Annotated in this window: 9 protein-coding genes and 1 tRNA gene; 4 read left to right on the top strand and 6 right to left on the bottom strand. The window is 46.8% G+C overall.

Features of this window, described 5'->3' with window-relative positions:
• Nucleotides 1-53: 53 nt before the first annotated feature.
• From C7433_RS07915 to C7433_RS07890, 6 genes are all read right to left on the bottom strand, one after another.
• Complete coding sequence (locus C7433_RS07915) at nucleotides 54-767, bottom strand: ABC transporter ATP-binding protein (protein ID WP_110267928.1); 714 nt, start codon at nucleotides 765-767, stop codon at nucleotides 54-56.
• 146 nt (nucleotides 768-913) lie between these two features.
• Complete coding sequence (locus C7433_RS07910) at nucleotides 914-1,366, bottom strand: flagellar protein FlhE (protein ID WP_110267927.1); 453 nt, start codon at nucleotides 1,364-1,366, stop codon at nucleotides 914-916.
• A gap of 359 nt (nucleotides 1,367-1,725) precedes the next feature.
• A complete protein-coding gene (locus tag C7433_RS07905; protein WP_110267926.1) occupies nucleotides 1,726-3,294 on the bottom strand; it encodes an ABC transporter substrate-binding protein in 1,569 nt (522 codons plus the stop codon).
• A 129-nt stretch (nucleotides 3,295-3,423) separates the two neighbouring features.
• A complete protein-coding gene (locus C7433_RS07900) occupies nucleotides 3,424-4,092 on the bottom strand; it encodes a MarC family NAAT transporter (protein WP_006121819.1) in 669 nt (222 codons plus the stop codon).
• 12 nt (nucleotides 4,093-4,104) lie between these two features.
• A complete protein-coding gene (locus tag C7433_RS07895; protein WP_006121820.1) occupies nucleotides 4,105-4,740 on the bottom strand; it encodes a hypothetical protein in 636 nt (211 codons plus the stop codon).
• A 181-nt stretch (nucleotides 4,741-4,921) separates the two neighbouring features.
• Nucleotides 4,922-5,413: a DUF2501 domain-containing protein gene (locus C7433_RS07890; RefSeq protein ID WP_058702596.1), complete on the bottom strand. Its 492-nt coding sequence runs from the start codon at nucleotides 5,411-5,413 to the stop codon at nucleotides 4,922-4,924.
• Nucleotides 5,414-5,644: 231 nt separating this feature from the next.
• On the opposite strand from C7433_RS07890, the gene C7433_RS07885 reads away from it, so the two are divergent.
• The 4 genes from C7433_RS07885 to C7433_RS07865 all read left to right on the top strand — a co-directional run bounded on the left by C7433_RS07885 (nucleotide 5,645) and on the right by C7433_RS07865 (nucleotide 11,695).
• Nucleotides 5,645-5,729: transfer RNA gene (locus tag C7433_RS07885), tRNA-Leu, on the top strand.
• 186 nt (nucleotides 5,730-5,915) lie between these two features.
• Nucleotides 5,916-7,166, top strand: a complete 1,251-nt coding sequence (locus C7433_RS07875) for an integrase arm-type DNA-binding domain-containing protein (RefSeq protein ID WP_110267924.1) — start codon at nucleotides 5,916-5,918, stop codon at nucleotides 7,164-7,166.
• Nucleotides 7,167-7,445: 279 nt separating this feature from the next.
• Nucleotides 7,446-9,839: a sensor histidine kinase gene (locus tag C7433_RS07870; RefSeq protein WP_110268094.1), complete on the top strand. Its 2,394-nt coding sequence runs from the start codon at nucleotides 7,446-7,448 to the stop codon at nucleotides 9,837-9,839.
• Nucleotides 9,840-9,841: 2 nt separating this feature from the next.
• Complete coding sequence (locus C7433_RS07865; protein WP_110267923.1) at nucleotides 9,842-11,695, top strand: hypothetical protein; 1,854 nt, start codon at nucleotides 9,842-9,844, stop codon at nucleotides 11,693-11,695.
• Nucleotides 11,696-11,824: the final 129 nt, after the last annotated feature.

Genomic DNA, 11,824 nt, shown 5'->3' with positions numbered 1-11,824 from the left:
TCCACCATCCGTGAATTTTTCAAAAAAGTGGGGCCATCTAAAAAATTGCATTTTTATTCAAATACTTTTCCGTTGAGTACATTCAGGCGTCTTTTCATTTTACTCGCAAGAGCATCATCATGTGTCACCATAATCAGCGTTGTATTTTGTAATGCATTCAGCGACAGAAGAAGATTAGCAATCATATCTCCTGTTTTACGATCAAGGTTTCCAGTGGGTTCATCCGCGAGCAAGAGTATCGGCTCTCCAACAAGTGCTCTTGCAATGGCTACTCGCTGACTTTGTCCTCCAGATAATTCGTGTGGACGATGATTTAACCGATTTGAAAGGCCAACCAGTTCAAGTTTATCTTTCGCGCGAATAAAAGCTTTCTCTTTACTAATACCCCGATAGAGAAGCGGTAAAGCAGCGTTCTCAAGGGCGTTAAGACGAGGAAGTAGATTAAAATTTTGGAAAATAAATCCAAGCAGGCGATTTCTTAATACTGCCCGTTCGTCAGGAAGGGCTGTAGATGTGTCGTAGCCGGAAATAATAACCTTCCCTTTAACAGGCTTTTCGAGCAAACCAATAAGGTTAAGTAGTGTACTTTTTCCTGCACCTGATGGTCCCGTTATAGCACAGGTTTCACCACGATGAATTGAAAGAGAAATGTTATTTAAAATGGTTGTAGCATCCGACTGTATCCCATAAGCATAGGTTATTTCTTTTAGGCGAATTGCTTCAGCGGATGCAAAAACTGATTCGGGCAACTTTTCTGCGATGTTCATACTTTATAACTTTGCAAATTAAAACAATCACAGGACTGAATAACCAGGAGCATTGGCCTTAAATCCATTTTTACCCATCAGAAATAGTAATAACGCAATCAGTGATGGCTGCTATCACTGATTGCGTTTACCAGGCACAAATAAATTTATTTGCTTGATGTATAGTTGACGCTTAACTGCGATACACCATTTCCAGTAATGGTTCCGGTTGCTCGGTTACTACTGACCATGTAGTACAGAAACAGTGGATTTCCAGCAGGTTTACCCTTGAAAAAAGTAGTCGACCCTGATTTAGCTGAGGAAACATCAGTGCAGTTTATGGTAGAGCCCTGGCACAACTGGACAGTTAAGGTACCACGACTCCCCACGTCTGACTGACCAAGTGAGTAATCATAATATATTTCTGTCAGTGTGGCATTGCTAACCGGAATAGCCCCCGATGGGATTGGAAAATTGAGCGTGTACCAGGTGTTAGGTGCACTGACAGTCATAGGGCGGTTTGCCTGCGTACTGTAGGCACCATCCACAGCATAGGCTGCCTGTGAAGCCATTCCCAGAACCAACCCTGCCATAACGAGTGTTTTCATGCTTTTTTTCATTAGCTTCCCTTGATTGTTATCATCATTTGTAAGAAACGATAAATTACATCAAGTTTCATGAATGACAAAATATATTAATGTTATTTTTTTATTAAATTAAGCTCTTTTGGAGGTTGTTTCGTAATCATTTTTCAAGGTAATCATGACCTGCGTCCATCGTTAAAGAGCGTTGTATAAATTTACATGATGGTTTCAAAGTGGGGAGAGATAAGAATCTGATAAGGAAAACAACCTGTCGTCTCTCAACAAGATCTGTGCGGCTTAATGTTGAAAGAACCTGATGAAAAGTCAGTCATGCGTCAAGCATAGCCAGCGGGGCGGCAGCCGTCAGTAAAGATTGCGTGTTGCCGCCCGGAAATTTACTTCTGCACCTCTTCAAAATTCAGCAGCGTCACGCCAATGCCCTGCTGGGCGTGCGTCACGTTCTTGCGCAGCGCGACCTGCACCTCGCCCTGCAGCATCACCACGTAAGGCGAGTTCTGCTGAAGCTGCTGTTGCAGCGAGACGTAATCGGCCCGGCGCTTCGCGGCATCGCTTTCTCCGGCGGCTTTACGGGTCAGGGCGCTCAGCTCCGGAATATCCCAGCCCACGCGCCAGGCCAGCGTTTTGCTGCCGTTTGGCACGTTATAGGCGAAGGTGCTGGCGTTAGTGTTCGGGTCGATATAGTCCGCGCCCCAGTAGGTAAAGATGGATTCGAACTGACGGCTGCGCATCTTGCTCCACAGCTCCGATTCCGCTACTGGCTGGATATCCAGATTCACCTCCGCCTTGGCAAAGCTCGACTGCAACGCCTGGGCAATATCGATATACGGCGGCTGATTCACCACCGACAGTGCGATATGCGCGCCAGGCTTAATGCCGCCTTTGGCTAAAATCGCTTTGGCTTTCTCAACATCGTAGTGGAACGGTTTGGTCTCCAGCGCGCCGTCAAAGCCCTGCGGCAGGAAGCTCTGGTGCACGCGATATTGCCCCTTCAGCAGCTGATTCGCCAGGCTGTCGTAGTCCACCAGCCAGCGCGCCGCCTGCCATAAGGCCGGATTGCCCAGCGCAGGTTGCTGCGTGCTTTTGGTGTTAAAGCCCAGATAGTAGATCAGGCTGGAAGGAAAGGCCGCGATGTGCACATTGGGATCGCTTTTCAGCGAGGCCAGCTGATCCGGCCCCAACTGATACGCCGCATCCACATCGCCCTGCTGGATCAACAGCCGACGTGTGCCCGGATCGGCTACGCCTTTCAGCAGCACCCGTTTCAGGTGCGCTTTCTGGGTGCTGTTGGGATTGGCCTCCAGCACCAGCGCCTGCAGGGGCACGAACTGTTTGATCGCATAGGCCGCGCTGCCCGCCGAGTGGGTTTTCAGCCAGCTGTTGCCGTAGTCATTACTGGCGGCATGCGACTGCGCCAGCTTGCTGTCGACAATGGAGGAGACCGGCGCGGTCAACAGGCGCAGGGCCAGATCCTGACCGATTTGTGCCGGCCAGCGCAGTTCCAGCTGATGATCGTTGATGACGGTGAACTGCTGGTCGATGTTCTCCGGCGTCCAGCCAAATTCACTCAGGATAAATGAGGGCGCTTTGTTCAGCTTCACCGCGCGGGTAAAGGAGAACACCACGTCCTTCGCCGTCAACGGGTTACCGCTGGCAAAACGCGCCTGCGGATTCAGGTCAAACACCAGACTGTTTGGGGTTTTACCCGGCTGCCAGCGCAGCGCCGCCAGCGGGGACAGCTTCTGCGGATCCTGATGGTCCGGCTCCAGTAACGTCTGGTAGATGTTGCGCAGGCTGCTGTTGCTGACGGTTTCAAAGCTTTCCGCCGGGTCAAAACTAATAATGCCGTCCAGCGGCACGGCGACCACGAACGTATCTTTCGGCGTTGCCGCGTGGGCGGCAGAGGAGAGAGCAAGGGCAGTAAGCAGGAGCAGCGGTTTGCGCATGGCGGTTATCCTTAATGATTGATAACCCTACTGTAACCTGCGCCAAAGCAGGTCAAAATGCCGGTTTGTTCTGAGCTATGCCAGTTTCGCCTTAGCTGATAAGCCGCCCGTTAAGGGCGGCTCAGATCGTCAGTGGAAGTTATGAATCACTTCCAGCACGCCGTTAATAATGAACTGCACGCCCATGCACACCAGCAGAAAGCCCATCAGACGCGAGATCGCCTCGATGCCGCCTTTGCCCACCAGGCGCATAATCGCCCCTGAACTGCGCAGGGAAATCCATAAAATCACGCTCACCACCAGGAACGTCAGCACCGGCGCGACGTTAATGACCCAGGCCGGAAAATCCACCCCGCTGCGCACGGTAGACGCCGAGGAGATGATCATCGCGATCGTCCCCGGCCCGGCGGTGCTGGGCATCGCCAGCGGCACAAAGGCAATGTTCACCGGCTCCTGCGCGGTTTCCAGCTCATCGTGCTTGTGTTTGGCTTCGACCGAATGGCCCACCGGCTTCGCCGGAAACAGCATCCGAAAACCTATAAACGCTACAATCAGCCCGCCCGCGATGCGCAGCCCCGGAATGGAGATGCCGAACGTATGCAGCACCGCGCTGCCCGCGTACCAGGCCACCATCATGATGGCGAACACATAGATGCTCGCCTGCAGGGCCTGACGGTTGCGCTCCCGAAAATTCATCTCACCGGCCAGGCCCAAAAACAGCGCCACGGTGGTGAGCGGGTTGGCGAGCGGCAGGATCACCACCAGCCCCAACCCGATTGCTTTGATTAGCTCCAGCATGCCTTATTCCGCTTAGTGTTTAGGCCGTTCCAGCGCTTCCAGCAGCTCCGGGAAGAAGTCTTGCAGGATTTCCGGCGTCATCAGCTCCGGGTACTGCATCAGGTGCTCGCGGATACGTTCGTTCACGTCCGGGATCAGGCGCTGTGCCGCATCGCTGGCGCTGATTTTATGCTTCTTCATGCTGCGCAGCAGGTCGGCGGGCAGGTTGTCTTCGTCTTCGTTGTCTTCCACCATCTCCAGCGCATCCAGCTCGTCGAACATCTCCATCAACGCTTCGGTTTGCGGCGTGCGGGATTCATATTCGCGCGGGTGTTCTTCGGCCATGTAGCGCAGCATCAGGCGCATCGGTGTGCCATCCGGGGATTTAGGTGGTTCGGCGGCGAACCAGGTCAGCAGCTGGTGGATGGTGACCTGATGGACGTGATAACCGTTATCCACCAGTTCGTCGGCCAGCAGCTCAGCGCTTTCGTTTTCAATCAGGCAGATATGCGTGCGGTTGGGATCGTACTCTTCGAGCCACTGGTAGATCTCTTCGATCACCCCGTCGTCGTACTCGAACTTTTTGTTTACATAGCTCCCTTCTGACGCATTTACGCAGGCTGTGATCAGGTCTGGATCAAAGTAAATTGCGATGTTGATACCTTTCATGCGTGCCGTCCTGTTCAAATCCAAAACATCACTATAACGCTCAACGCATTAGGAAGGAAAACTTATGACTTAACGTGTTGCGATACAAGATGATACAGACAGCGGGCGGGATGCTGACAGGCGGTAAACAGGCGGAAGAGAAGGGCGAAAAACCTGCCAGCGCGGGGCTGGCAGGCGACGGTCAGGAGATAAAGTTTTTACCCTGCTTCAGCACCACGTCACAGGCTTTGGTTTTGAGCTTCTCGCCCATCGGCGAGTTGCTGAGGCTTTGCAGGTTCAGCTGCTGGCCATTGCCGGTGTTCAGCAGCCCGGCCACGCCCTGGGTGTAATCCGGTTTTTGCTCCTGCGCAGCGGTGGTGTTCAGGCCCAGCTTGCTCAGCACCTGGTCTTTTACCGACTGCACGTTGTTTTTCACCACGTTGTGCTCCACGCAGTACTGCATCACGCCGGCGGCATTGGTCATGCTGTTGGCGCTCATGGCTTTGTCGTTGCTGTTCAGTAGGCTGGTAATGGAGGACATCGACAGCCCGCCGTTCTGCTGACCTGCTGTACCGTTGTTTTGCTGGCTGAGCTGGTTGGCGGCACTGCTCAGTTGATCCTGCCAGCTTGCGGCTGACGCATTGCCCGCCAGCAGCAGGGCTGCCAGGGCGCAGGCGATATGGCGCTTTTTCATTTCGACCTCGGTTTGGTTTAGTGCTTCGTGTTGCTAAGAGGCGGTGCGGATGAGAAAGTTCCGACGGAAAGGTGAGGGGAAGGCGGTTTGGGAAGATTCTGGCGGTGGTAAAGTGCGGGTTTATCCGGTTCCGTGTGTTTTTTCGCCGCTTAGCGCACAACACTGCGGAATAGAGTTGCGCGCCGGGCACGTAACGGTATAATCCCCAACGTTTTCCGCATCCTCTTCAGTGCCGAAGTGGCGAAATCGGTAGACGCAGTTGATTCAAAATCAACCATCGAAAGATGTGCCGGTTCGAGTCCGGCCTTCGGCACCATCGGAACATCAATAGACGTCAACAGACGTCTTTTTTTGTGCCTGAAATCCAGTATTTACCTATCTTTCCCGCTATAGTATCTCTCTCAAGGTCAACCGACCTCAACGTACATCTACCAACAGATGTTGGTATAGATGATGGTATTTCCGGTTCGATAATGCTTGTACCAACAGGGAGGGGATAAGCATGGCCCTAACAGATATCAAAGTCAGAACAGCCAAGCCAACGGATAAGCAATACAAACTGACCGATGGCAACGGTATGCATCTTCTCGTCCACCCAAATGGTTCAAAATATTGGCGTTTGCAATATCGTTTTGGCGGAAAGCAAAAGATGCTGGCACTGGGGGTCTATCCTGATGTGTCACTTGCTGATGCAAGGGCTCGCCGTGATGACGCTCGTAAGCTGTTAGCAAACAGCATTGATCCGGGAGACAAAAAGAAAAATGATAAGGTTGAGCAGGAAGAAGCACGTACTTTCGAACAGCTAGCTGTTGAATGGCATGCCACAAATAAAAAATGGTCAGAAGAACATAGCCGACGAGTATTAAAAAGCCTGGAGGATAATCTCTTTCCAGCCATAGGTAAGCGTAATATTGCCGAACTAAAAACGCGCGATCTTTTAGCGCCTATCAAAGCTGTTGAGTTGTCTGGGCGTCTTGAAGTGGCTTCTCGTCTACAACAGCGCACCACGGCAATGATGCGTTATGCCGTTCAGAGCGGTTTGCTTGACTATAATCCCGCGCAGGAGATGGTGGGTGCTATTGCTTCAAGTAACCGACAGCATCGACCGGCGTTAGAGTTGAAGCGTACTCCCGAACTGCTTCAGCGCATTGGCAGCTATACCGGTAGGCCGCTGACTCGCCTTGCAGTTGAGCTAACTCTATTGGTCTTTATCCGCTCCAGTGAACTGCGTTTTGCTCGTTGGTCAGAGATCGATTTTGAAACATCTATGTGGACGATTCCAGCCGAGCGAGAAGCTATTGAGGGAGTAAAGCACTCACAGCGTGGCTCAAAAATGCGTACACCTCATCTGGTGCCACTTTCCCGACAGGCTCTGGCGATTCTTGAACAGATAAAGAGGTTCAGTGGCGATCATGGACTGATCTTTATTGGCGATCATAACCCTCGCAAACCGATGAGTGAAAATACGGTAAACAAGGCGCTGCGCGTTATGGGTTATGACACCAAGGTAGAGGTTTGTGGGCATGGTTTCAGGACGATGGCATGTAGTTCATTGATAGAATCGGGATTGTGGTCGAGGGATGCGGTTGAACGGCAGATGAGCCATATGGAGCGTAACTCTGTGCGTGCGGCTTATATTCATAAGGCCGAGCATCTGGATGAGCGCAGACTTATGCTGCAGTGGTGGGCTGATTTTCTTGATGCTAACAGGGAGAAGGCGGTGAGTCCGTTTGATTTTGCTAAGAAGAAATGATCAATGGAAAAGAGGGTTCAGATAAGAGAGAATGTTGCAATATGATTGCTTTTTAGATACCTGTAGGTCTAGGGTAGCAAATATGAGTTCTTGTGATTCACATTAACCCAGAATTCAATCCAAAGGTTTTGGAACTGGTCTTGACTTGAGGTCTACCAAGGTAACGGCAGTCTACGTTGGGTGGACTGCTTTGTTTCATGAATGCTGCTAGATTATAGAAATCTTGAGTTTTTCACACTCGGCAGCTCCCACAAACTTCTTATTCAAGGACTCGAGACTGTGGCAAATTTTTCGGTAGCTGCCAGAACATTAATCCATCTCGGCGCAGAGTTGATCACTTCAGACGAAGTAGCAATAAACGAGCTTGTAAAGAATGCTTTTGATGCTGAGTCAAAAAGGGTGAAAATTAATGTATTTATACCTTTCTCACATTCGTTAATAGATAATTGCATTACGAAAATACTTAGTAGTGATAACGATAATACTCTTCAAGACAGTATAATTGAAATAACCAAAACTCTGATCGATAGCATCTCTGAACCTGCCGTCTTAATACAAATTAAACAAAAATTGTCTAGTTTGACTCCAAGTTCTAATAAGGATGAGGTTCTTCGGGTAATTGAGTCATTAAACTATATTTCTATTGAAGATTCTGGCTGTGGAATGGATTTGAAGACGTTAGAGTCTGTTTTCCTAGCCATAGGAACACCTTCAAAAGTTAATACTGGCAGAACAAAGGACTTAAATCGAAAAATTCTCGGTAATAAAGGTATCGGGCGTTTAGCAATGATGAGGCTTGGTGATGTTGCTAATGTTACATCTTGGACTAAAGATGGGGAGGCTCATGAAGTAATATTCGACTGGCGAATGTTTGATGACCCAACAAAAGTAATTACTGATATTCAATTTGATATACAACCTACTTCTTGTCCAAGGCAAACACCATCTGGAACTGTAATAACAATATCTGCACTTAAAAGCTCCTGGACTGAAGAAAAGGTTCGTAGCAAGCTAGTCGGTGATTTTTTCAGACGGCTGCAAAATCCATTCATTATGTCATTGGATGAAGATACTTCAGAGAAAAACCCAAAGATTAGAAACGCTAAAGTAACAGGTTTTCCTATTGATGTTCACATTAATGATGGTGCGCGTATCCCAATTGAAGGGATGAAAAAAGTCTTAACAGATTTGGTTCAGGCTGATATGGAACTCTGGTTCGATCCAATGGGAATTGGTAGCATTCCTGAGGTTATACTTAGAACTAATCTAACTGATTATCAGCGTGGAAACGAGCCTGAAATTACTTCTAGGACAATAAAAGAAGTAACGCATGCTTTAAGTGTCAACTTCGAAGCACTTCAAAAAATTGGACCTATTCGAGCTACTATTCGATGGTTTAACCGAGATAGACTGCGTCAGCAAGCTACTTTACATGGTAACTGGAAAGCTGCGAAAACCGAATTGGATTTATGGTGTGGGGGTATTGCAATATATCGAGATGGTTTCCGCATTGGGTTCTCTGGACAATCAACAGGTGAAGACTGGCTAGGTCTTGATAGTTCAGCGCTTAAAAGAGGTGGCTTTGCAGTAAACCGTATTCAGACTGTTGGTGCATTAGAGATCTCTCGAGCAGATAACCCAGGTCTGGTAGATCGGTCAAATAGAGAAGGATTGATTGAATCTCCGGAAGCTAATCTCGTCAGAGATATGCTCACGAAATTTGCTATTGATGAACTTCGTCGCTATATCGGTCATGAAGGGCAAGAAGAGAAGAAAGCTCGCTTGGATGATATTGTAGAAAGTGCCCCCGCAACAATACGAGCCCGCATTTTGCAAGCTGAACAGGGACTTACATCTATTAGATCAAAAGTTCCTGCTGATGTTCAGGAGTCAGTTCAATCAATCGCAAATAATTTACACTTTATCAAAAATGAGGTAACTCGTTTTGAAGAGGCAAGTAAATTAGCAACAGAAAGGCGTGAGGATATTCTTGAACTTGCTGGAGTAGGCACTGTTATGTCAGGAGTTCTGCATGAGCTAACAAGAACTACTGGTCATACTCGCCAATTATTGCAAAAGTTATCAAAAGACGAGTCCCCTGCTACTAAAGCCTTATTAATGAAATTAGATGCAGAAATCAAAGCAATAAATACTCGCTTGCGACAATTAGACCCTTTAACTCCTTCCGGAAGACACAGGAAAGAGGTATTTGATTTGTCAGCACTGCTAAATACCATAATAGAAGGATATGGAGCACGTTTTGAACGCCATAATATCATCCCTGAGCTTTTAATTTCGGGAGATGATAATATGCGACCGGTAGAGGTGAATATGGTGCGTGGTTTTGTAAGTCTTGCCATTGAAAATCTAATTACTAATTCAGTTTACTGGGTACAGCAGGGAGGTGTAGCTGGTAGGATTGACCGTCGTATCACCTTAGAACTAGACCCTGAATCAAGAACTCTAACATTGCGTGATAATGGCCCAGGTATTTCTCCTGCAGATAAAGACAGAATATTCACCGCAGGATTTTCAATGCGTCCCAGGGGACAAGGCCTGGGCTTATTTATCGCGGCTGAAGTAGCTACTTATCATGACGCAAAACTTTTATTGGATTCTGCTGATGAGGATGGCCGATATAGAGGTTTTGTGCTGGAGCTTCCTAAGGAGTAAGTATGGACCTTAAAAAGTCACTAATTGACTCAAAAATAATTAAAGTGGCTATTGTGGACGATGATTTGTCCAATGATATTACGATGGCTGATTTGGAAATAATTGATGGCGATATTACTGGAATACTCGGAGATCCTAATGATCCCGATTATCAAGATTATTGTGAACTTTTAACTTCTTTTGGCTATGATATCGATAAATTAAGTGATCTTTCTCAACCTCTTTCAAATGAAGAATTAAGGGAACAAGCTCCTGAACGGCTGAAAAGTGCAGCGGGTAGGGTTCTTGATTTCCGAGACGGAAATGCTGAACCTGTCAGACGTGTTAAGCAATTATTACTAAATGCTGGTGTATTAGAAGTTAATATCGATTATTATTGTAGTCCTGTAATACCTAAGGGGAAAATTTACGATCTTCTAGTTGTTGATTACTATTTAGTAAATAACTCGAATAAATACACCCTACCATTTATTAAAGAAATGATCTCAGCTCATGTAGATGCTCCAGAACCACTTCAAATAATTTTAATGTCAACACATGAAGCGCAATTAAAAGCAGAATTCAGAGATATTCGTCCTATTCTTGAAACTTCGAGTTCTCGAATGAGGATTATGAGTAAGCCTATGACTGATGACGAACTAATACATTGGGAGTCTGCACTATTTCAATTGTCTTCTGATCGGCAATTTGTAAATGCAGTAGAAAGTTTTGTTACTGAAACATCTAAAGGCTTTCAGCTTGCGGCTAAAGAACAAGCCAAAAAATTATGGGAGCTTGATCTGCAAGCAATGGACATTCTTCATGAAACCGCAACATTTGATAATGACGATTTCTGTCGTTATGTTGAGGAGTGTCTAAGCCGACAACTGTTAACTGCTTTAGAGCAATATTCTGGAATACGACAGTCTTTAGATGTGTTAGGTAATTTATTAAAAGACCATCGAACCACGAATGTAATTGCTCCTGTTGCAGAAATTGGCGATTCAAGGGCTGCAATAAGGATGTTGATGAAGAGCATGGAATGGCGTGGTGGTAATAGCCCGAATACAGCAGAGCTTGCAAAATACGATGATCCTAAAGACAGAGCAAAGTGGGTTCAGAAAAACCTGCGATTTGGTATGGTCTTACAATCCCCAGATGGGAAAGAGTGGCTTAATCTAACTCAAGCGTGTGACCTTGCTCAAACAAAAGAAGAGCATTTGGACGCGGTATCTCTTTTACTTATTAGTGGATCGTATGTTCGTCCAGTTGGTCGTGAAAATGGCCAATCACTAGTTTTTTTGAACACATCATTATCTGACGTCGGAAGTGAGGTTTTGTGTTGGAATGTACGTAATGTTCAAACACCATCAATATTTGGCTTTGCTCAAGAATTTTATAATGGTTGGTCTATTACTGGTGAACTTCGTCTGGACCAAGCCCAGAGTATAGCAGCTTTATATAGTTCTCGTACTTTAAGGGTAGGTCTTCAAAGGCGGCTAAGTAGTTGGTGTCTCGATGGTTGTGCCTTATTCATAAAAGATTTAAATAGCGGTGCTGCAGATACTAAAATCACAGGCACACCTCTTTCTGGTCATGCTATGAATCGCGGCAAACCTGACGAAGTACATATCGATAGAGATAGCATGATACTTCTGCAAAAAAATTTCCCTAATTGTGTTAGCAAAATATCTTTAAAGTTATATATGGGACTGCAACTGAAGCCTGGTGGCAAAAATAAGGAAGAAGGGATTCTGATATATTGTAATGAAAAACCAGAAAATATAGAATCACTTCGTATTGCTCTTAACGAAGACGTTTTTTTAGGCCAGGCGGCGAATCAAAATAAAGTAGTAATAGCACTATGGCATAGATAGCTTTATTACTGTTCCTTACGCAAGGGATTTTAAGTATGTGACAATCATAATATTGATTGTCACATTATTTTTATGGTTTATTTTTTGTTTTATTTGGAGATGAAAAATTGAAAGGATATAGGGGTAAAA

The organism is Pantoea sp. PNA 03-3 (assembly GCF_003201175.1).
In the GTDB taxonomy this organism is placed as follows: Bacteria; Pseudomonadota; Gammaproteobacteria; order Enterobacterales; family Enterobacteriaceae; genus Pantoea; species Pantoea stewartii.
This window is presented reverse-complemented; position numbering and strand designations above follow the sequence as displayed.